Below are 19485 nucleotides of genomic sequence, written 5' to 3'. Positions count from 1 at the left end.
CGTCCAGGCAACGCGTTCATTCAGGCTGCCCGCGTTATCGTTGACGTCCATCGCGAGCAGGCTCGCTCCTACAGAGGTTTATGGCCAGCGCTTGAAAATCAGCGACGTATTCACCCCGCCAAACGCAAAGTTGTTGTTCATCACGTACCGGTTGCTCATCTGCCGAAACTCGCCGCGCAAGTAGTCGAGTTTGCCGCAGTGCGGGTCGACTTCGTCGAGATTGAAAGTGTGCACGTAGAGGTCGCGGTTCATCATTTCGATGCTGAACCAGGATTCCAGCGCACCGCAGGCGCCGAGGGTGTGGCCGAGGAAGCTTTTCTGCGAGCTGATCGGCATGTGCTCGCCGAACAGGCTGCTGGTGGCCAGGGTTTCGGCGATGTCGCCCTGTTCGGTGGCGGTGCCGTGGCCGTTGACGTAGCCGATGTCCGAAGGTTTCAGCCCGGCGTCTTCCAGGGCCAGTTCCATGGCGCGGCGCATGGTGATTTGTTCGGGGCGGGTGGTGTGCTGGCCGTCGGCGTTGCTGCCGAAACCGACGATCTCGGCATGGATGCGTGCGCCACGGGCCAAGGCGTGCTCCAGTTCTTCGAGCACCAGCATGCCGCCGCCTTCACCGATCACCAGGCCGTCGCGGGCGCTGTCGTAGGGGCGCGGGCTGCGTTGTGGGGTGTCGTTCTTCAGGCTGGTGGCGTAGAGCGCGTCGAAGACCATGGCTTCGGTCGGGCAGAGTTCTTCGGCGCCACCGGCGAGCATCAGCGGCAGGCGCCCGAACTTGATGGCTTCGTAGGCGTAGCCGATGCCCTGGCTGCCGCTGGTGCAGGCGCTGGAGGTAGGAATCAGGCGACCGGTGAGGCCGAAGAAGATGCTGATGTTCGCCGCGGTGGTGTGCGGCATCATGCGCACGTAGGAGTTGGCGTTCAGGCCTTCGGCCACCGAGTTGAGCAGCATGTTGCCGAACGCCTTGATCTCGTCGGTGCTGCCAGTCGAGGAGCCGCAGGCGACGCCCATGCGCCCGTCCTTGATCGACTCGTCACCCAGCAGGCCGGCGTCGGCCAGCGCTTGCTCGGCAGCGCCCACAGCCAGCCGCGAAACCCGGCCCATGCTGCGCAGTTGCTTGCGGGTCCAGTGGCCGGGCACCTTGAAGTCATCGATGGGGCCAGCCAGGCGCGTGTTGAGTTCGGTGAAACGATCCCACTCGTCCATCCGGCGAATGCCACTGCGGTTGGCCGCGAAGTTGCCGGCGATGGTGTCCCAATCGCTGCCCAGTGAGGTGATGCCGGCCATGCCGGTGACGACGACGCGCTTCATCAGCACAGGCCTCCGTTGACGGCCAGAACCTGCCGGGTGATGTACGAGGCTTCCGCCGACATCAGGAAGTTCACCGCGCCGGCCACCTCTTCAGGGGTGCCCATGCGTTGTGCGGGGATCATTTTCATCAGTTCTTCCACCGGCACGTTTTCGTCGAGCATGGCTGTGTCGATCAGGCCGGGTGCGACACAGTTGACGGTGATTTTGCGCTTGCCCAATTCAATCGCCAATGCCTTGGCCGCGCCGATCAACCCAGCTTTGGAGGCGCTGTAGTTGACCTGGCCACGGTTGCCGATCAGCCCCGACACCGAGGTGATGCAGACAATCCGCCCGGCGGCGCGACGACGAATCATCGGCATCATCACCGGGTGCAGCACGTTATAGAAACCGTCGAGGTTGGTGCGCATCACCACGTCCCAGTCTTCCTCGCTCAAGGCCGGAAAAGCTCCGTCGCGAGTCAGGCCGGCATTGAGCACCACGCCGTAATAGGCGCCGTGGGTTTCCACGTCTGCTTCGAGGATTTCCTTACAACGGGCGCGGTCGGCCACGTCGAATTGCAGGATACGCGCACGACGGCCCAAGGCCTCGATTTCGGTCTTGACGGTTTCGGCGTCGGCCAGGCCGCTGCGGCAATGCAGCACGATGTCGTGCCCGGCCTGGGCCAGGCGCAAGGCGATGGCGCGGCCGATGCCACGGCTGGAACCGGTGACCAGTACGGATTCAGTCATGACTGGACTCCTTCGGGTTCATGGAGATATTGAGCGGCCTGGGGTGGGCGATACACGTTCAGACGGGCGGTGGCGTGGATCCCCTGGGCGTTGATGTGGCACTCGAACACGCCCATGCCGTTGTCGTCTTCCAGGGAGCGAATCCCGTGGATGGTCAACTCGGTGCCGGCCGGGAAGCTTTCAACGTTGCATTCGAATTTGCGGCTGCCGAGCAGGAAGCCCAATTCCACCGCATCACCGCGCTGACGTGCTTGACAACCGGCGAAGGCGGCCACGCTCTGGGCCATCAGCTCGATGCCGACCCAGGCTGGCAGGCTGCCGTCGGTGAGACTGAACAGGCCATCGGGCTTGACGGTCAGGCGGGTGTGAATCTGCTCTTCATCGAACGCCAGGATCTGATCGATAAGGATCATGTCGCCAGCGTGGGGCAGCAGTTCGGCGAGCGGCCAGTCAATCATGGGGCGTCTCCGATAATCAGGCTGACGTTGTTGCCACCGAAGGCAAAGGAGTTGCTCATCAGGTAGCGGGGTGCAATGGACGTCAGGCGAGTGGCCGGGGTCACCCATTGCAGCGGTGGCAGTTCGGGGTCGGGCTGCCCGTCCCAGACGTGCGGTGGCAGGGCATGCTCGCGATTGTCCGGGCTCAGGCTCAACCAGCAGAACGCCGCTTCCAGCGCCCCGGCTGCGCCGAGGGTGTGGCCGGTCATGGGTTTGCTCGACGAACAGGGTACGCCGGCCGGGAACAGCGTTGCCACGGCCTGGCTTTCCATGGCGTCGTTGTGTGGGGTGGCAGTACCGTGCAGGTTCAGATAAGCGATCTGCTCCGGTTGCAGGTTGGCGCGGCCCAGGGCCTTGCGCATGGCCTGCAGGGCGCCCCGCCCCGTCGGCTCCGGGGCGGAAATGTGATGCGCATCCGAGCTGGCGCCGCTGCCGAGCAAGGCAATCGGTTGATTGTCGCCTGCACGTCTGGTCATCAGGAACAGTACTGCCGCTTCGCCAATGTTGATGCCATTGCGGTTCACCGAAAACGGATTGCAACGCTGTTGCGAGACCGCTTCCAGCGCCGAGAAGCCGTTGAGGGTCAGCTTGCACAAGGTGTCTACACCGCCACACAGCACCGCGTCGCAGATGCCCAGGTCCAACAGGCGCTGGGCGCTCATCAGGGCTCGGGCACTGGAGGTGCATGCCGTGGAAATGACATAGGCCGGGCCGCTCAATTGCAGCCACTCGGCGAGGAAGTTTGCCGGCGCCCCGAGTTCCTGTTGCTGGTAGTCGTACTCCGCTGGGAACCGCTTTTCGCGCAGGTAATGCGCCAGGCCCTGGCTGGCCTCGTCGATACCCGAGGTGCTGGTGCCCAGCACGACACCGACGCGATCGCGCCCGTAAGTCCGGATCGCGCTGTCGATGTCCGGGCGGATTTGCCGCGTGGCTTCCAGCAGCAGCTGATTGTTGCGACTGTGATGGTGCGACATGTCGGCTGGAAGGGTTGCCAGTTTGCCCTGGACCGCTGCGACTGGCAGCGTGCGTTGCGGCACCCACCCGGCTTGTTCGCGCATGCCGCCACAGTCGCCGGCAAACAGGTTGCGGGCAACCTCCTGTCTGTCGCGGCCCAGCGCGCAGACCAATCCGAGGGCATTGAGGTAAGCCGTCATGGCGTTTCACCGCTCAGGGGCGTGACTTGATAGGTCGAACCATTCGCAAGCTTCAATTCAAAATTCTGCGGTTGTGCGTAGCGTATGTCCCAGCGCTCGGGCAGGGACCGTTGTCTGCCGTGCTGCCATGCGGCGGGATAGTTGGCTGCCAGTTCATCTTTCGGCGTAAGGGCAAACAGCAGCGCCGCGAACAGTTCGCGGGCTTGCGGATTGGGCGGCAGGAAGCCATCGGACTCCCAGGTTTTATCGATCAATTTCTGGCGGGCCTGGGGAATGCCCAGCAGATCCATCATCGACCAGCGAATACCAGCCTCTTCACGCTGGACCACCAGCACCCAGTCCAGGCGGTCGTCGGGCTGCAAGAGCTGGATGTGCAGTTGCAGCGGCAACGGCAGATCCGGGGTTTTCTCGGGCAATGGCGCACGGCTGGTGCAGGCGCTGAGCAGCAGGGCCGCGGCGAGTAGCAGAAATCGCAGCATGCCCACTACCCCTGTAGGAGCGAGCTTGCTCGCGATGGCGGCGACAGATCCGGCACCCATGTTGGCTGACCCACCGCTTTCGCGAGCAATCCCGCTCCCACAGGTCGGGTATTCCAGGCGATAGGCATCAAGCATCACACAATTCCTTCAAAAGGTTTGCGCGCCACCACATTCACCAGGGTTTCTTCCCGTTGGCCAAAGGGTTTTGGCTTGCACACACCCAAATGTTCCAGCAGGCCGAAATCCTTGGCGCGACTCCACCACAGGTACGGATAAGACACGTTTTGCGCGGTAAATTCGAAACCCTGCCGGCGAATCATTTGCAGATACTGCTCAGCGCTTTTCTGCACATGCATGGGGTGGCGGAACAACCAGCGGATCACCCAGGTATCAATGTATGCCTCGGTGGATTCGGCGAACAGCAGATAACCGCCGGGCTTGAGCACGCGGTAGAACTCGGCCAGTGCCTGTTCCTGCTCCACCAGATGATGGAAGGTTTGGTGACAGAACAGCAGGTCGATACTGGCGTCCGGCAGCTTGAGGCTGGCGCAGTCACTGCCGATCAACTCCACTTCCATGCCCTGGCGCGCTGCTTCTTCGGCGCTCTGGGTCAGGCTCAGCAGGTCGGCGTCGACGCCAATCAGACGACCGGGCGCAAAGGCCTGGCGCAGCAGCGGGAATGACTTGCCCTGGCCACAACCGGCATCCAGCAGCACCGGGTTGACGGGTAGCGCTTCGCTGAACAGGTTGCACAAGTCGTTGATGGCCGCCCGCAGCACATAGTGTTGCCAGATCCGGCTGCGCAGGAACCACAAACCGAAACGGGTTTCTTCGACGTAGGTGTCGCTCAAGTCGTTCATGACCCATCCCTTGCACAGAATTCCGATATCACCTTCAACCGGCGCCGGGCTTCGCTGACGAACGGGTTGCGCGGGTCCCAGGCATATCCGGCAAGAATGGAACTGATCATCCCGCGGATTTCCGGCGAACTGCTCTCATGGAAAATCACATCCTGGAAGGTTCCGGCGTACCAGCCTTCGACATAGCAACGGAACGTGTCGACGCCGCGTTTGAGCGGTTCGGCGAACTCGGTTTGCCAGTCGACGGCCTCGCCTTGCAACTGGCGGTGCAATACCCCGGCGGCCATGCTCGCCGAACGCATGGCGATCGTCACGCCGGAAGAAAACACCGGGTCGAGGAACTCCGCGGCATTGCCCAGCAGCGCGAAGCCTCGGCCGTGCAGGGTTTTGACGTTGGCCGAGTAACCGCCGATGGTTCGGGCCGCGGTGTCCCACTGTGCATTTTGCAACACGCCGGCCAGGCTTGGCGTCTCGGCGATAAAGCCGCGCAGGCACTCGTCCAGATTATCGCTGCGGCCGGCGAAACGTTCCTCTGCGGCGACCACGCCGACCGAGCAGCGCCCGTTGCTGAACGGGATGGTCCAGAACCACACGTCGCGCTGGGTCGGATGAGTGGTTACGAGGATCTTGCTGCGGTCGAAGGCCGGGTGGTCGATACGGTCTTCGACGTGCGTGAACACGGCCTGGCGCACCGGGAAGTTCGACGGCGCCTCAAGGTCGAGCAAGCGCGGCAGCACGCGGCCGTAACCACTCGCATCGAGCAGGAAACCAGCCTCGATGCGGTACTCGCTGCCGTCTTCGCGGCGCACGCCGAGCTGCGGCTTTTCCGGATCAATGTCGACGCTGACGATAGTTTCGCCATAGCGGATCTCCACGCCTTGCAGCGTGGCCTGATCGGCCAGCAGCTTATCGAAATCGGCGCGCTGGACCTGAAATGTCGTCGATTTGCCGTGGCTGAACGTCTCACTGAAATCGAATGCGCTGTAACGTTCGCCCCAGGCAAACGCCGCGCCGGTTTTCAACTGGAAGCCGGCTGCGTTGACGGCGTCGAGCATGCCCGCTTCTTCGACGAAATCCAGGCAATGGGCCAACAGGCTTTCACCGATGGAAAACCGTGGAAAATGCTGACGCTCGATCACCAGCACATCGTGTCCCTTGCGCTTGAGCAATGCGGCGGCGATGGCACCGGAAGGACCGGCGCCGATGACCACGACCTGGCGAATTTCCATTTCAACGGTTGGCATGGGGGCTCCTTGCCGGGACAGCGGTTTTCAGGGGGATTCGGTGCATGCCGGTCAGGGCTGGCAGCAGTGTAGCGATCAGGCCCATCAGCATCAGTGCAAAGTACAGCGGCGGGCTGATGAGTTGCTGTTGCAGCAGCAGGTTGAGAAAAACGATCTCGCTCAAGCCGCGAATGTTCAGCAGCACACTTTCCCGCCAGCGGCTGGCGCCTTTGAACGAGGCCCCGGCCCAGCCGAGGCCAAGCCAGTTGCCCAACAGTTTGCTGAGCATCGGCAACAGCAGCAGGGCCGCCAATTGCATCCAGCCGAGGCTGTCCATCGCGCTGTGCACGTTGATCTGCACGATGCCGAACGTGAGGATCAACGGGATGGCGATGTACGTCTGCAAACGGCTCATCCACACGGCCGGCAACGGCAGCACCAGCGGCGCCTTCAGTGCGGCCATGATCAACACATAACCGATGCCGAAAATCAGCGCATTGAGCTTGTAGTGTTCAGCGACCACCAGCAGGGCGAAAAAGCCCAGGCTGTAGAGCCACGTCTGGCGCAGGCCCAGCAGCCGCAGCAGTACCGGCAGGCACGCGCCGGCCAGTGGCAGCAACAGACTGCTCAGGTGCAGGCTGCCCTGGGCAATGCCGAACAGGGTCCAGCAGGCGAGGTCGATGAGGATCGCGGTTTGCACCAGACGCCGGGTGGCGGCGGGTGGGTAATCGATGTGCCGCAGATACAGGTACAACACCGGAATCGCGGTGATGGCGAACAGCAGGCCGACGGCCAGCGAGCTGATCCACGGTTGCGGCGGCAACCACCAGACGGCTGTGGCCAGGCCGCAGGCAAACGGAATGCAAAAGCTGGGCAGGGCGATTTTCAGGCTTTGGCGATCCAGTTGCAGGTCGATCACATCGCTGAGGATGTAGCCCAGCAACAGGGCAAAGCTCAGGCTGTAGACGTTCTTCAGCCAGCCCGGTGACACCAGTTGCGCACCGCTCAATTGCCAGTGGGGCTCGATCCAGAAATACATCAACAGCGGCAAGCCGAGGGTCGCCAGCAACAACTGGCTGACGATGGGAATCAAACCGAAATGCCGGCCGACATGGGTCGCCACCGCGAACAACGCCAGTGCCATCGCCCAGAACAGCACGACCATCACGTTGCACGCTCCACGGCCGCGGGTTCATGCACCTGTCGACCGGCCCATGGCGCGAGCAGGAAGCTGAAGAACAGGCCCAGGCTCACCGACAGTCCGAAGTTGCTCACCGCCGGGGTGCTCGACACCGCCAGCAGGCCGAACGACAGCCAGGTGGTCAACGCCGCGAGCAGGGCGCCCAGCAGGCTCACGGCCGCGCCGCCGACTTGCTCGCGCATCAGGATCGCGTAATCGACGCTGATCGCCGTCACCAGCAGCAGGCCGAACAGGCTGAACAGGGTCAGCGGCTGTCCCAGCCAGCCGAGGCTGGCCAGGCTGCACAACGCCGCCAGCAGCGGCAGGGACACGATGCGCAGCGCACCGCCGAGGCCGAAGGGCAGGATCAGCACCAACACGATCAGCACGCAGGAGGCGAGTTTCAGTTCTGCGGCACTGATTTGGGTGGCCGCGAAGACGTTGTTCAATTCCCCCAGTCGATCCACCAGTGTCACGCCGGGCAAATCCTCACCCTGGAGCCGCAGCAGGGCCGGGTTGTTGATGCCTTGCAGGCTGACCATCGCCGCCACGCCGTCATCGGTCGGCCCCAGCCACAGGGGCCGGTAGGGTTCTGCCAACGGGCCGGTGAGCGCGGCGTCGATATCCACGGTCGGCAATGCCTGTAACTTTGTCAGCTCGGCTTGCAGCGCCTCACCCGGTATGCCGATGTCGAGCAACGGTTGCCAGAACGATGGCAGTTTGTTCAGCGCTTCGCGCACCTGTTGCTGTTCGTTCGGCGGGCTGACCAGTTGATTGAGCGACAGATAACCCTGGAGCTTTTCCAGGCCAATCAATTGATCCAGTCGCTCGCGCAGGGCGTTCTGGCGTTCTAGCAGTTGCTGCTGATTGGCGGCGCGTATCAGGAAGAACTGGCTGGTGGGTTGATAGCCGGTGATCCGTGCAATGGTCCGGGCTTCATCGGTCAATTGTTGAGGTGCGCCGATCCACTGGCGGATGTCGTTTTTGCTGCTCAGCTGTAACAGGCCGCCCACGCAAAAGGCGATCAGCAGTGCCAGCAGTACCGGTGTTTTCGCCTGTCTGAGCAGCGCTTCACGACAGCCCAGCAAATGCTCGCAAACGCGCAATGGCCACTGCGCCGGGCGCAGGTCTACACCCTTGAGCAAGGCCGGCAGCAGGCACACTGCAGACAAATAGGCACCGAGCAAACCGGCGGCAGAGAACACGGCGATCTGGGTCAGCGCCGGGAAGGGTGTCCAGGCCAGGGCCAGGTAGCCGATAGCGCTGGTGATCAGGCTCAGGGTCAACCCCGGCAGGGTCAGGCGCAGGGCAGGCCAGCTGTGCCAGGGTTTCAGGCTCCAGCTCTTGGACAGGTAGTGCAGCGGGTAATCGACCGCAACACCGATCAGGCTCGAACCCAACACCAGTGTCATCACGTGCATATGGCCGAACGCCGCCACGCAGGCCACCGCACCGAAGAGCATGCCCACCAGCACCGGCACGAACGCCAGCAAGACGCGCCAGCGCCGGAAGGCCAGCAGCAGCAACAACAGAATCCCGAGGGTGGCACCGCCACCGACCCAGGTCATCTCCCGGCTGGCCTGCTGTTGTCCGTTGGCTGCGTACAGCAAGCCGCTGGCGGCGAGCAGTTGCACGTCGTGCCGTGCGGCTTCTTCGCGGCTGTGCTCGAGCAGGTCGGCCACTTGCAGCGGCAGGTTCATGTCGAAGGCGTTGCCGGTGGTGCGCGCGCGCAGCAGCACCCAGCTCTTGCCATCGGCATCGGCAATCAAGGCGCCGCTGCCGATGTCCAGTTGCACCGAACCGCGTTGCGGCTGGCTGTTCTGGATGCGCCCGGTCAGGCCCAGCCAGTCATCCTGGCTCGGTACCAGGCTGTAACCGTTGAACGGGTCGAACAATGCCTGAACCCGTTGCTGGACAAAGAGATCGGGGTGCTCGACCAGCAGTTGTCGGTCCGCCGCCGAGAGCATCGCCAGGCGTCCTTGCAGCAATTGCGTGCGCAACGCCGGCAAGTCGGCTTGCAGGGTCCACTGGACCTTTTCGAACAATCCGCTGGCCAGCCATTGCTCGCCGAGGGTCTGCGCCATGGCGACGGCCTGCTGGCGATCGGTGTGGCCGACCAGCACCAGCATTTCGCGATTCAGTGGATCTTGCATGCGTTGTTCGGCACGCAGTTCCAGGGCATCGGGCGCCGTGCCGGGTACCAGTTCCATCAGATTGGCCGACAGCGGCGCGCCGTCACGCCATTGCCAACCGGCGAGCGCGAGCACTGCCAGCAACAGGATCAGAAACAGCCGTGGCAGAAATCGTTCACTCGGCAAAGTCATGTTGCTCCGCGTCGCTCAGCGGTTGGGTGCCAGTGCTGTCCTGCATGCGCAACAACGTGCTGTCGCCCTGGGTTTCGAGCAGTTCGATGCTGTGTACCAGTTCTGCGCCAGCAATGTTGATCCGGTTGAACACCTGCTTGAGCAGCATCGAGCGTGGCACCAGCGTGAGCTTCCAGTTCTGCGCGTCGCCGCTCAGGGACAACTCGAAATCCCGTTGCAGGCCGCTGCTGTCGCCTTGCAGCACGGCCAGGAACAAACGGTTCTGCTCGGCACCGGCGCTTTTACCCGGCAGCATTTGCCAGACAATACCGTCACGCCGGGCAATGCCTTTGGCGGTGATGCGATAGTCCTGTTGCAGTGGCGTTTTCAGTAGCCACAACAAGCCGTGGTTTTTTGCCAGGACGAACGTGCCCTTGCTGACCAGCGGCTGGGGCAGGGCGCGCAGGTGTTTTTCCTGGATGAAATTGCCGTGGATGACGTCGGGCCTGGCCAGTTGATCGCTGAGTTGTTGCAGATCGAAGGCGTTGGCCAGCCCTGGAATGCCCAGTAACACGCAGAACACTGTAGGAGCGAGCTTGCTCGCGAAAAACCTGAGAGCGCCACGGGGTGTCAGATGCCCAGCGTCATCGTTGACGACCATCGCGAGCAAGCTCGCTCCTACAGGAGAACGGGGGTGGCAGAAAATCATGGCAGGGCTCTCTCGACAGCATCGGTAAAGACCTTCGGCGAGGCCAGTTGCATCTCGCGGCTGGCGAGGTCGACGGCGACCTGTATCGACATGGCCCGGGTCAAGCGTTCACCGGTTTGCAGATCGCTGATCAGGTAGTTGATCTTCAAACGGTTCTCCCACTCCACCAGGTTGGCGCGCACGTTCAGTTTCTGGCCGAACACCGCGCCGCGCACATAGCGCAATTGCAGGTCGATCACCGGCCACGCGTAGCCTGACTCGTTCATTGCGGTGTAGTTGTGGCCGATCTTGTCCAGCAGCGCACAGCGGGCGACTTCCAGGTACTTGACGTAATGGCCGTGCCAGACCACGTGCATGCTGTCGACGTCAAAGAACGGTACGACGATTTCCGTGTCGGTGTGCAGAAATCCCTTGCTACGCATGCAGCCTCCAGTGTTGTTCGGCGATGCGTTGCAGGCACAGGCGCAATTCGCCTTCCAGCGCGCGGTCTTCGATGACCGGCGGGAAATCCCTGGCCAGCGCTTCGTGCATGGCGGCCAAGGCGGGTGGCAGTGGTCGTGCATCTTCGGCCTGGCCGCGCAGCCAGACACCCTGGTTAGCCGCCAGCAACGTGGCGGCCGCTACCTGTTCGGTGAGCTCCAGCACGCGGATCGCATCCCGGGCGGCGATGGTGCCCATGCTCACTTTGTCCTGGTTGTGGCATTCGGTGGAGCGCGAAAAGACGCTGGCCGGCATGGTGTTCTTCAGTGCTTCGGCGGTCCAGGCACTGGTGCCGATCTGCACTGCCTTGAAACCATGGTTGAGCATGGCGCGGTCAGCCGTGGCGCCGGACAGGTTGCTCGGCAAGCCATGGTTATAGCGCTCATCCACCAGCAGCGCGAGTTGCCGATCCAGCAGGTCGGCGACGTTGGCCACGAGGTTTTTCAGGCTGTCCATGGCGAAGGCGATGTGCCCGCCGTAGAAGTGCCCGCCGTGCAGCACGCGCTCGGCTTCGGCGTCGATGATCGGGTTGTCGTTGGCGCTGTTGAGCTCGATCTCGATGAACGAGCGCAGCCAGTTCAGGCTGTCGGCCAGCACGCCCAGCACATGGGGCGCGCAGCGCAGGGAATAACGGTCTTGCAGGCGATGCAAGGGCGCGGTTGGTGCGTCGATGGCCAGATCCTTGCGCAACCACGCGGCGACCTGCATCTGCCCCGGATGTGGCTTGGCGGCGAACAGGCGCTCGTCGAAGTGCTCGGGGTTGCCTTGCAGGGCGACAACATTGAGCGCAGTGATGCGCGTGGCCAGTTGCAGCAGGTAATCGGCGCGGGCATAAGCCAGGCACGCCAGACCGGTCATCACGGCGGTGCCGTTCATCAATGCCAGGGCTTCTTTCGGACGCAACACCAGTGGCTGCCAGCCGAGTTCGCGGTGCACATCGGCAGCCTGCCGGCGTTCGCCGCGGAACATCACTTCGCGTTCGCCGGACAGCGTGGCGGCAACGTACGAAAGCGGCGTCAGATCACCGCTGGCGCCTACCGAGCCTTCTTCCGGGATCAGCGGCAGGATGTCGTGTTCAAGGAACGCCTGCAGGCGCTCCAGCAGTTCCACGCGTACCCCGGAAACACCGTGGCACAACGACTGCAAACGCGCGGCCAATACCGCACGGGTGGCCTGGGCGTCGAGCAGCTTGCCCAGCCCGCAGCCGTGGAAGGTAAACAGATGACGGGGCAGCGCCTCGACGTGATGCAGCGGTACCGCGACCACGCAGGAATCGCCATAACCGGTGGTCACGCCGTAGATCACGCCTTCCTTGTCCAGCAGGGAGTCCAGAAAGCGCGCGCCCTTGGCGATGCGTTCACGGTACTCAGGGTCGCTCTGCAACTGCGTCGGCGCCTGGCGGTTGGCCAGGGCCAGCACGTCTTCGATGCGCAAAGGGAGTTCGCCGAAGGTTACCGGCTCAAGCGTTGGCGTCGTCATCGGTCTTCCAGAAAGGGTAAAAGTTGAACCATTGTCGGGGCGCTTCGAGGCAATAGTGACTCAGGCGCTCGGCATAGCGGGAGGCCCACAGATGAATGACCTGCTCGCGGTCGCTGCGCTTCCAGGTGATGGCGTCAGCGAACGGTTCAATGGTCAGTCGATAGTCGCCGTCGGGCTTTTTCAGGCACAGCAGCAGGTTGATCGGGCATTTCAGCAGGCCGGCCAGCAGCCACGGGCCCTGGGGGAACCTGGCCGGATGACCGAGGAAATCCACGGTCACGCTGCGCCCGCCATGCAGCGGCACGCGGTCGCCGGCAATCGCCAGCCACTCGCCGCGCTCCAGGCGTTCACTCAGTTGCAGCATGATCCCGGGGTCCAGTTCGCTGACCTGAATCAGGCGCAAATTGGTTGCCCCGGCTTCACCCAGCAATCGGTTGAACTGTTCGGCGTGCTTGGTGTGCACCAGCACGTTCATCGTGACTTTTTCGCCGAGTTCCGCCAGTGCGCGGCAGACTTCCAGATTGCCCAGGTGCGCGCCCACCAGCATCTGCCCGCGGGCACCGCGCAACTGGTCGCGCAGCAGCGCCGGGTCGACGATTTCGATTTGCTCGATGCTCAGCCGGCCGTTCCAGACGTCGAGTTTGTCGAGCATGGAGTCGGCGAAGGCCATGAACTGGCCAAACACACGCCAATGGCTCGGGCGCAGCTCGCTACGACCGCTCCAGTCGGCCAGGCGTTGCTGGTATTGCCAGGCACTGTGGCGTGCGCTGCGGCCGAACAGGAAAAAGTACAGAACGATGCCGTACAGCAGCGGGCTCAGCAGGCGCCGGCCCAGCACCTTGGCGCCGAATGCGGTGAGCTTCATCAGCCAGAAACTGCCGCGCTCCTCGCGGTCGGCCCAGTGTTGCTTGTCGGCGCTCATGCCCGCCACCGTCGCCAGAGGATCACCGGCGCACGCAACAACATGCCGAAGAACAGCCGCGTATGCATGCTGGAAATCAGCACGTTGTCGTGGAACATACGAAAATGTGAAACGCCGTCCAGCGGGTAATGGACTCTGGTTTGCAGCCATTGCATCGGCTGATTGCGCCAGGCCAGGCGCACCAGGATGTCCGAGTCAAAGTCCATGCGCTTACCGATTTTCGCTGACTCGATCAACGCCAGAACCGGTGGCAACGGGTAAACCCGGAAACCGCACATGGAGTCGCGAATCTGCAACGACAGGGTGTTGATCCAGACCATGACGTGAGTCAGGTAGCGAGCATATAAACGGCCTTTCGGCACGCTGGCGTCATATTGCGGATAACCGCAAATCACCGCCTGTGGATGGCGGCGTGATTGTTCGATGAAGCGTTTGACGTCCTGCAAATCGTGCTGGCCATCGGCATCCACTTGCAAGGCATGGCTGAAACCCAGGCGCGACGCTTCGCGCAAGCCGGTCATGACTGCGCCGCCCTTGCCCTGGTTTTCTGCGAGTCGGATCAGGTAAACCATTTCCCGCTGGGCCAGGCGATCCAGCACCCGGGCGCAGCGCGGGCTGCTGGCATCGTCCACCAGAATGCATGGCAGGTTGCTGGCGATCAGGGCATCGACCACCGTGGTGATGGCGCTTTCGTGGTTGTACACGGGGACGATGGCGCAGGGACTATGCATGCGCTGCCTCCAGCAAGATCCGCCCGCTTGAGCAGGTAGCGGTTTCGTTGCGGTAGGCGAAATACAATTTGCCGCGCGCCGGGTCGAAGCGCAGGTGCAGCTGGATTTCATCTCCCGGGCGCACCAGTTGCTGGAACTTCAAGACTTCCATGCCGGCGAATTTTTTCGGCAGGTTCATCAATTGCTGACCCAGGCTCATCGCCCACTCCACCTGCACCACGCCAGGCAATACCGGCGCCTTGGGGAAATGGCCGCTGAAGTAGGCCAGGTCCGGTGGTACGGCCAGTTGCAGGCTCCACTCGCCATTGCTTTCGACTTGCTCCAGCACCTCCGGGGCTTTGGGGCGCGGCGCCAGCAGCAGGGCGTTGACGTCGGCCTGGGGCAGTTTGCCCTGAGCGTTCAGCGGCAGTTGTCGCAGCAGGCGCCAGCGTCTTGGCAGGGCCAGGGCTTCGCAGTGTTGGCTCAGGTGTTGGCGCAATGGTTCGGTGAGGCTGCGTCGGCCCTGATTGCGCAGCACATGCAATCCGGCCTCGCTCAGCACCAACAGCGCTCCCAGGGAGGCACGGTTTTCCTGAACGACGCCGAGCCGCGCTTCGACAACCCATTCATGGGCCATCAGCGCCTGTTCCAGCATCGGCAGCGAGATGCGTTTTTCTTCCAGTTTGACGATCCGGTCCAGTCGCCCGAGCAATTCGAAGCGACCATCGGCGGCGATGCGCGCTGAATCGGCAGTCTGTTCGACATGGCCGCCAGGCAAGTAGGGCGAAGCGATCAACAGCGCGCCATCGCTGTCTTGAGTCAGCGTGACATCGGCAAACGGCCGCCAGAGTTCAGCGCCCTGACGCCAGGCGATGCCACCGGTTTCCGAACTGCCGAAAATTTCCGTTGGCCATTGCCCCAAACGCTCATGCAGGCCCTTTGCGGCCTCGACCGGCAATGCGCCGCCGGAGGAAAACACCCGGCGCACGGCGCCCAAGGCCGGCCAGTCGAGGTTGTCGCCCATGCGCTTGAGCAGCGCCGGGCTGGCCACCCAGGCGAAGGCCGGGTACTCGCGGCTGGCGCGTTGCAGGTCTTCCGGAAAGGCCAATTGCCGACGTACGAACGGGCGCCCGGCGCACAGCGGCCACAGCACCCGGAACAACAATCCGTAGATGTGCTGGGTGGCGACGCTGCCAATGATGCACGCCGGGCCCAGGCCAGAGCCCCACAGCTGTTCAAGGGCTTCGACCTCATTGGCCAGTTGGCGCAGGTGTTTTTCGATGCGCTTGGGTTCGCCACTGGAGCCTGATGTGCACAGGCTGAGTTGGCAGTGATCGAGGTCCAGCGCCACCGCACTCAGCGGCGGATGACGAAAGTCGCTCAGGTGTGCATCGTCGGGGTGATCGCTCAGCCACAGATCAACTTCGCCTGACCAGCGTTGGCGGGTCTGCGGTTGCAGGTCAGACGGCAGCAGCACGCTGACCCCGGCACGCCAGGCGCCAAGCAATGCGATCGCCAGGTCGGCCGCATCCTCAAGGTGTACGGCCATCTGTCGCACGCCCCGGGCTTGCAGGCCGGCAGCCATGCGCAGCGCCTGTTCGCACAGTCGGGCGTGATCCAGCGCCGGACCGGTCGTTACGGCACGGTCCGGCTGGGCCTTGAGCAGCAGGTGCTCAAGTTTTATCCAATTCATGGGTGGCCTCGTACCCTTATTCGTATGAGCCATTCAATGGCAAACATCAGGCCTATCAATCCGTAGGAAATCAGGCCGGTGTACAACGTCCACCAGCTCAGCGGCGCCCAGAGGGTCAGGGCGGCGGCACACAAACCGTTGCAAAGAAAAAAAACGCTCCAGGCGATGGTCACCTGACGGGTATAGCGAATGCCCTCGGCCGGCAATTGCGGCTCGCGTACCCTGGCCAGGCGCTCGACGATCGGCGGGCCGAATGTCAGGCTCGAGCCGAACAGCACCAACATGAAGCTGCTGATCAACACTGGATACCAGCGCAATAGCGCCGGGCTGTCGAACAGTGCCAGCAACAGGCAGAACACAATGGCCACCGTCGCCATCCACAGGCTGCCAGGCCGTCGTTTGCCGGTCAGCGCCCGGGCCAGCCACAGTCCGCCCAGCAGCAGGCCGAACTGCCAGGGGGCGAAATGCTCCATGCCGAAATACACCGCAAAGGGATACAAGAGGCCTGCCAGCAGCAGGCCGAGGCCAATCAGTCGACTCATGCGGCCGGTTGAACCAGACGGTAGACCGCCTCGACCACGTCACTGACGGTACGCACCGATTTGAATTCTTCGGCGGCGATTTTCTTGCCGGTCTGACGTTTGATGTGATCAATCAGGTCGACCGCGTCGATGCTGTCGATTTCCAGGTCCTGATACAGGTTGGATTCCAGGCTCACACGCTCGGGGTCCAGTTCGAACAGCTCGACCAGGGCATCGCGCAGGGTGTTGAAAATGTCGTCACGAGTTTGCATGGTCCGGTCTCAAGCTGCCTGTTTTGCGGTGACGAACGCCGCAAGGCTCGCCACGTTGCTGAAGTGGTTGCGTGTGTCTTTGGCATCGGCGTCGATTTTGATGCCGTACTTTTTCTGGATGGCCAGGCCCAGTTCCAGGGCGTCCACCGAGTCCAGGCCCAAGCCTTCGCCGAACAGCGTCTGTTCGTTGCCGATGTCTTCGGCGCTGATGTCTTCGAGCCCCAGGGCTTCGATGATCAGCTCTTTGATTTCCAGCACCAGGCTATGGGTGTTCAGATCGCTCATCTTCGGCGAGCTCCTTGATGAAGTAAGAATGCAAATAATCGTTGAGCTTGCGCGAGGCTTGCGGAGGCGGCCCCTGCTTGGCGAAAGTCTGTGGGTCTATATCGGCCCCAACCCGGAAACTGAAGTGCACACGCCGCTTTGGGATGCGATACCAGGGTTCGGCCTTGGTCAATGTGGTCGGGTTGACCTTGATAATGACTGGGGTGAGGATTTTCGCACCACGCACGGCGATTGCCGCACCGCCCCGATGAAAGGCTGGTGCCTGGCCGGGGCGGGTGCGCGTCCCTTCGGGGAAAATGATCAGGGTCTGGCCGTCTTTCAGCGCGTCGGCAGCCGCGTCGAGCATGTCCATGCTGCCGTCGTTGCTGATGTATTCGGTGCAGCGCAGCGGTCCGCGGGTGAAAGGGTTTTTCCAGAGGCTTTGCTTGACCACGCAGTTGGCGTGACGCACCAGGCCGATCAGAAACACCACGTCGATCAGCGATGGGTGATTGGCAACGATCATTTGCCCGGGACGACCGAGTTTTTCCGCGCCTTCAATGTTGTAGGTCAGCACCCCGGTGCGGGCCATGAAACGCACAAAAATCCAGAAACAGCGACTGACCGTTTGCCGGGCCCGCAGCCGATGGGTCCGGGCATCGCCCGGCAGGCAGTTCAGCAACGGGAAAATCACCAGGCGCAGGCACAGCCCGCCCAACCCGAACAGGGCAAAGCTCGCGGCGGTGGCCAGCAAGCGCCAGTAATAGGCGTCGCGGTTTTTCTTGGTCACGGGTTGCGTTGCCAGGTCCATACACGATTTTTCCAGGCATGTTGGCAGGTGGTTTGCTGGCCGAGCAGCATACGCAACAGATTCAGTGCGTGTGGCCAGCGGGGGTTGGACAACGCATCCGGTGGGCTGTTCAAGGACAACTGCCAGTCGGTACCTGGTGTGATCAGCAGGCCGACGGCATAAGGGAACGGCACGTCGTCGATCCAGGTCGAATAAGCCTCGGGCGGCTGCTCTTCGGTGACCACCAGCAGTACCGCGCGCGCGCCTTCCGCCAGTAGTGCGGCAGCTTCCAGCATGCCGTGTTCCAGGCCATCGCCTGCGGCAGCCAGGGCTGTCATTTCGCTGGTTTCACCCCGCATAATCGACCACAAGCCAATAATCGCGTTATGCACGGACAAGCTGAACTGGGTCGGCGACAGCGGCTGGTCGGCGGCCAGATCACTGAGAATGTCGACGGTGCGGGGCGTTTCGCCGTGACGGGAAACAAAGACCAATGGCAGATCCTGCCGGCCTTCGGCCAATGGCCAGCCGACACTGAAGGCCATCCGCGCCAGGCGGCTGAGCCGACGGCGCTGCATGGCTGGCAGAAAGGAAACGTCGGGAACGGCATCGCTGTGCGGCAGAGCGACCGGTTGTCGGCACCAGGCCTGCCAGTCGTCCACGCTTTCAAGCCCCGGGGCCCAGGCGCGCCATTGGGCGATGTTGAAGTTGATCACAGACATTCATCCCACCCTCACGGGCTTACTTGACGCGGGGGAGTGGCCAGGAGCCAAGACTCACCCTGCGTGGCGTTTGGCGCCGAGTGGCGCGCATTATCCCGGTGCCGGGAACGTGTAGCAAATGCTGGTTACATTTTGCTCAACAAGATGAAGCGGCGGGCTCGCAAAAATTGAACGATTGGTAATTATTCACAAAGTTATTGCTCCGTCTGTCGGTTCCTGCGCCGAGCTATCGGGCCGTTCAGAGCTTTTCATGCAAGAGAAGGCAACTGACTGTGTAGTCCCTTTACCGAGAAGGTAGCGAAGCAGCGCGGCTGACCACTACACTCGGTCATTCTTTGGTACACGGAGGTTTTGACATGCGGCGCGTGGTGTTCAATCAGAAAGGTGGCGTTGGCAAGTCCAGCATTGCCTGCAATCTGGCGGCGGTCAGTGCCAGCGAGGGTTTTCGCACCTTGCTGGTGGACCTCGATGCCCAGGCCAACTCCACTCAGTACCTGACGGGGCTCACCGGTAACGACATCCCGATGGGCATCGCCGATTTCTTCAAGCAGACGCTGTCTTCCGGGCCCTTCTCCAAGAAGAATCAGGTCGACATCTACGAAACTCCGTTCGATAACCTCCACGTCATTACCGCTACCGCCGAGCTGGCGGACTTGCAGCCAAAACTTGAAGCCAAGCACAAGATCAACAAGCTGCGTAAGTTGCTTGAAGAGCTGAGCGAAGACTACGACCGGATTTACCTCGATACCCCGCCGGCGCTGAATTTTTATGCGGTTTCTGCATTGATCGCCGCCGATCGGGTGTTGATTCCCTTCGATTGCGACAGTTTCTCACGCCAGGCACTGTACGGTCTGATGGCGGAAATCGAAGAGTTGAAGGATGACCATAACGAAGGCCTGGAAGTCGAAGGCATCGTCGTCAACCAGTTCCAGGCCCGCGCCAGCCTGCCCCAGCAGATTCTCGACGAACTGATCGCCGAAGGCCTGCCGGTGTTGCCTGTGTACCTGGCCAGCTCGGTACGCATGCGCGAATCCCATCAGGCCAATACGCCGCTGATCCATCTCGACCCGCGGCACAAGCTGACCCAGCAGTTTGTGGAGTTGCACAACCTGCTGGAAAACGCCTGATCTGGCTGGTAACACAGCCCCCTTGTGGGAGCGGGCTTGCTCGCGAAGAGGCCGTTACATTCAACAT

Annotated in this window: 21 protein-coding genes; 1 reads left to right on the top strand and 20 read right to left on the bottom strand. The window is 62.3% G+C overall.

The window, feature by feature from the left end:
• Positions 1-78 precede the first annotated feature (78 nt).
• From ACEN8Q_RS21280 to ACEN8Q_RS21185, 20 genes are read right to left on the bottom strand one after another with little or no spacing between them, the layout of a single operon-like run.
• Positions 79-1305: a beta-ketoacyl-ACP synthase gene (locus ACEN8Q_RS21280; RefSeq protein ID WP_413703702.1), complete on the bottom strand. Its 1227-nt coding sequence runs from the start codon at positions 1303-1305 to the stop codon at positions 79-81.
• Positions 1305-2033, bottom strand: coding sequence for a 3-oxoacyl-ACP reductase FabG (gene fabG, locus ACEN8Q_RS21275; protein ID WP_413703701.1), 729 nt, complete (start codon positions 2031-2033; stop codon positions 1305-1307). The genes ACEN8Q_RS21280 and fabG overlap by 1 nt, the downstream gene beginning before the upstream one ends.
• Positions 2030-2491 (bottom strand): hotdog family protein, encoded by a 462-nt coding sequence (locus ACEN8Q_RS21270; protein WP_413423147.1) that lies wholly within the window; start codon positions 2489-2491, stop codon positions 2030-2032. Before ACEN8Q_RS21270 ends, fabG begins: the two co-directional genes overlap by 4 nt.
• Complete coding sequence (locus ACEN8Q_RS21265; protein WP_413423149.1) at positions 2488-3684, bottom strand: beta-ketoacyl-[acyl-carrier-protein] synthase family protein; 1197 nt, start codon at positions 3682-3684, stop codon at positions 2488-2490. The genes ACEN8Q_RS21270 and ACEN8Q_RS21265 overlap by 4 nt, the downstream gene beginning before the upstream one ends.
• Positions 3681-4298, bottom strand: coding sequence for a hypothetical protein (locus ACEN8Q_RS21260; RefSeq protein ID WP_413423151.1), 618 nt, complete (start codon positions 4296-4298; stop codon positions 3681-3683). The genes ACEN8Q_RS21265 and ACEN8Q_RS21260 overlap by 4 nt, the downstream gene beginning before the upstream one ends.
• Positions 4298-5023 (bottom strand): class I SAM-dependent methyltransferase, encoded by a 726-nt coding sequence (locus ACEN8Q_RS21255; RefSeq protein WP_413423153.1) that lies wholly within the window; start codon positions 5021-5023, stop codon positions 4298-4300. Before ACEN8Q_RS21255 ends, ACEN8Q_RS21260 begins: the two co-directional genes overlap by 1 nt.
• Positions 5020-6267, bottom strand: a complete 1248-nt coding sequence (locus tag ACEN8Q_RS21250) for an NAD(P)/FAD-dependent oxidoreductase (RefSeq protein WP_413423155.1) — start codon at positions 6265-6267, stop codon at positions 5020-5022. Before ACEN8Q_RS21250 ends, ACEN8Q_RS21255 begins: the two co-directional genes overlap by 4 nt.
• Entirely contained in the window at positions 6254-7411 is a 1158-nt protein-coding gene (locus ACEN8Q_RS21245; protein WP_413423251.1) for a sodium:proton antiporter, read from the bottom strand. Before ACEN8Q_RS21245 ends, ACEN8Q_RS21250 begins: the two co-directional genes overlap by 14 nt.
• Positions 7411-9750 carry an MMPL family transporter gene (locus ACEN8Q_RS21240; protein ID WP_413423157.1) on the bottom strand — a complete coding sequence of 780 codons (2340 nt, stop codon included), beginning with the start codon at positions 9748-9750 and terminating at the stop codon, positions 7411-7413. Before ACEN8Q_RS21240 ends, ACEN8Q_RS21245 begins: the two co-directional genes overlap by 1 nt.
• Positions 9734-10438 (bottom strand): outer membrane lipoprotein carrier protein LolA, encoded by a 705-nt coding sequence (locus ACEN8Q_RS21235; protein ID WP_413703700.1) that lies wholly within the window; start codon positions 10436-10438, stop codon positions 9734-9736. Before ACEN8Q_RS21235 ends, ACEN8Q_RS21240 begins: the two co-directional genes overlap by 17 nt.
• Positions 10435-10860: an acyl-CoA thioesterase gene (locus ACEN8Q_RS21230; protein WP_413423161.1), complete on the bottom strand. Its 426-nt coding sequence runs from the start codon at positions 10858-10860 to the stop codon at positions 10435-10437. Before ACEN8Q_RS21230 ends, ACEN8Q_RS21235 begins: the two co-directional genes overlap by 4 nt.
• The gene (locus ACEN8Q_RS21225; RefSeq protein ID WP_413703699.1) at positions 10853-12397 is read right to left on the bottom strand and encodes an HAL/PAL/TAL family ammonia-lyase; all 1545 of its coding nucleotides are present in this window, start codon (positions 12395-12397) and stop codon (positions 10853-10855) included. Before ACEN8Q_RS21225 ends, ACEN8Q_RS21230 begins: the two co-directional genes overlap by 8 nt.
• Positions 12378-13319 carry a glycosyl transferase gene (locus ACEN8Q_RS21220; RefSeq protein WP_413703698.1) on the bottom strand — a complete coding sequence of 314 codons (942 nt, stop codon included), beginning with the start codon at positions 13317-13319 and terminating at the stop codon, positions 12378-12380. The genes ACEN8Q_RS21225 and ACEN8Q_RS21220 overlap by 20 nt, the downstream gene beginning before the upstream one ends.
• Complete coding sequence (locus ACEN8Q_RS21215) at positions 13316-14050, bottom strand: glycosyltransferase family 2 protein (RefSeq protein ID WP_413423167.1); 735 nt, start codon at positions 14048-14050, stop codon at positions 13316-13318. Before ACEN8Q_RS21215 ends, ACEN8Q_RS21220 begins: the two co-directional genes overlap by 4 nt.
• Complete coding sequence (locus ACEN8Q_RS21210) at positions 14043-15722, bottom strand: AMP-binding protein (protein ID WP_413703697.1); 1680 nt, start codon at positions 15720-15722, stop codon at positions 14043-14045. The genes ACEN8Q_RS21215 and ACEN8Q_RS21210 overlap by 8 nt, the downstream gene beginning before the upstream one ends.
• Complete coding sequence (locus tag ACEN8Q_RS21205; RefSeq protein WP_413423171.1) at positions 15719-16264, bottom strand: hypothetical protein; 546 nt, start codon at positions 16262-16264, stop codon at positions 15719-15721. Before ACEN8Q_RS21205 ends, ACEN8Q_RS21210 begins: the two co-directional genes overlap by 4 nt.
• Positions 16261-16515, bottom strand: coding sequence for an acyl carrier protein (locus tag ACEN8Q_RS21200; RefSeq protein ID WP_007992314.1), 255 nt, complete (start codon positions 16513-16515; stop codon positions 16261-16263). The genes ACEN8Q_RS21205 and ACEN8Q_RS21200 overlap by 4 nt, the downstream gene beginning before the upstream one ends.
• A 9-nt stretch (positions 16516-16524) precedes the next feature.
• Complete coding sequence (locus ACEN8Q_RS21195) at positions 16525-16800, bottom strand: phosphopantetheine-binding protein (protein ID WP_085717348.1); 276 nt, start codon at positions 16798-16800, stop codon at positions 16525-16527.
• Positions 16778-17590 carry a lysophospholipid acyltransferase family protein gene (locus ACEN8Q_RS21190; protein WP_413423173.1) on the bottom strand — a complete coding sequence of 271 codons (813 nt, stop codon included), beginning with the start codon at positions 17588-17590 and terminating at the stop codon, positions 16778-16780. The genes ACEN8Q_RS21195 and ACEN8Q_RS21190 overlap by 23 nt, the downstream gene beginning before the upstream one ends.
• A complete protein-coding gene (locus ACEN8Q_RS21185) occupies positions 17566-18291 on the bottom strand; it encodes a beta-ketoacyl synthase chain length factor (RefSeq protein WP_413423175.1) in 726 nt (241 codons plus the stop codon). The genes ACEN8Q_RS21190 and ACEN8Q_RS21185 overlap by 25 nt, the downstream gene beginning before the upstream one ends.
• A gap of 356 nt (positions 18292-18647) precedes the next feature.
• Between ACEN8Q_RS21185 and ACEN8Q_RS21180 the strand changes: the two genes are divergently transcribed.
• Positions 18648-19418 (top strand): ParA family protein, encoded by a 771-nt coding sequence (locus ACEN8Q_RS21180; protein ID WP_008016979.1) that lies wholly within the window; start codon positions 18648-18650, stop codon positions 19416-19418.
• Positions 19419-19485 lie beyond the last annotated feature (67 nt).

Source organism: Pseudomonas sp. Pseusp16 (genome assembly GCF_047324915.1).
Classification (GTDB): domain Bacteria; phylum Pseudomonadota; class Gammaproteobacteria; order Pseudomonadales; family Pseudomonadaceae; genus Aquipseudomonas; species Aquipseudomonas fluorescens_CD.
This window is presented reverse-complemented; position numbering and strand designations above follow the sequence as displayed.

Bases quoted from the DNA above. Each gene is read 5' to 3' on its own strand.
- ACEN8Q_RS21225 (WP_413703699.1), bottom strand. From the start codon at position 12,397: ATGACGACGCCAACGCTTGAGCCGGTAACCTTCGGCGAACTCCCTTTG.
- ACEN8Q_RS21240 (WP_413423157.1), bottom strand. From the start codon at position 9,750: ATGACTTTGCCGAGTGAACGATTTCTGCCACGGCTGTTTCTGATCCTG.
- ACEN8Q_RS21215 (WP_413423167.1), bottom strand. From the start codon at position 14,050: ATGCATAGTCCCTGCGCCATCGTCCCCGTGTACAACCACGAAAGCGCC.
- ACEN8Q_RS21205 (WP_413423171.1), bottom strand. From the start codon at position 16,264: ATGAGTCGACTGATTGGCCTCGGCCTGCTGCTGGCAGGCCTCTTGTAT.
- ACEN8Q_RS21235 (WP_413703700.1), bottom strand. From the start codon at position 10,438: ATGATTTTCTGCCACCCCCGTTCTCCTGTAGGAGCGAGCTTGCTCGCG.
- ACEN8Q_RS21280 (WP_413703702.1), bottom strand. From the start codon at position 1,305: ATGAAGCGCGTCGTCGTCACCGGCATGGCCGGCATCACCTCACTGGGC.
- fabG (WP_413703701.1), bottom strand. From the start codon at position 2,033: ATGACTGAATCCGTACTGGTCACCGGTTCCAGCCGTGGCATCGGCCGC.
- ACEN8Q_RS21260 (WP_413423151.1), bottom strand. From the start codon at position 4,298: ATGCTTGATGCCTATCGCCTGGAATACCCGACCTGTGGGAGCGGGATT.
- ACEN8Q_RS21200 (WP_007992314.1), bottom strand. From the start codon at position 16,515: ATGCAAACTCGTGACGACATTTTCAACACCCTGCGCGATGCCCTGGTC.
- ACEN8Q_RS21265 (WP_413423149.1), bottom strand. From the start codon at position 3,684: ATGACGGCTTACCTCAATGCCCTCGGATTGGTCTGCGCGCTGGGCCGC.
- ACEN8Q_RS21230 (WP_413423161.1), bottom strand. From the start codon at position 10,860: ATGCGTAGCAAGGGATTTCTGCACACCGACACGGAAATCGTCGTACCG.
- ACEN8Q_RS21245 (WP_413423251.1), bottom strand. From the start codon at position 7,411: ATGGTCGTGCTGTTCTGGGCGATGGCACTGGCGTTGTTCGCGGTGGCG.
- ACEN8Q_RS21255 (WP_413423153.1), bottom strand. From the start codon at position 5,023: ATGAACGACTTGAGCGACACCTACGTCGAAGAAACCCGTTTCGGTTTG.
- ACEN8Q_RS21210 (WP_413703697.1), bottom strand. From the start codon at position 15,722: ATGAATTGGATAAAACTTGAGCACCTGCTGCTCAAGGCCCAGCCGGAC.
- ACEN8Q_RS21220 (WP_413703698.1), bottom strand. From the start codon at position 13,319: ATGAGCGCCGACAAGCAACACTGGGCCGACCGCGAGGAGCGCGGCAGT.
- ACEN8Q_RS21250 (WP_413423155.1), bottom strand. From the start codon at position 6,267: ATGCCAACCGTTGAAATGGAAATTCGCCAGGTCGTGGTCATCGGCGCC.
- ACEN8Q_RS21190 (WP_413423173.1), bottom strand. From the start codon at position 17,590: ATGGACCTGGCAACGCAACCCGTGACCAAGAAAAACCGCGACGCCTAT.
- ACEN8Q_RS21180 (WP_008016979.1), top strand. From the start codon at position 18,648: ATGCGGCGCGTGGTGTTCAATCAGAAAGGTGGCGTTGGCAAGTCCAGC.
- ACEN8Q_RS21195 (WP_085717348.1), bottom strand. From the start codon at position 16,800: ATGAGCGATCTGAACACCCATAGCCTGGTGCTGGAAATCAAAGAGCTG.
- ACEN8Q_RS21270 (WP_413423147.1), bottom strand. From the start codon at position 2,491: ATGATTGACTGGCCGCTCGCCGAACTGCTGCCCCACGCTGGCGACATG.
- ACEN8Q_RS21185 (WP_413423175.1), bottom strand. From the start codon at position 18,291: ATGTCTGTGATCAACTTCAACATCGCCCAATGGCGCGCCTGGGCCCCG.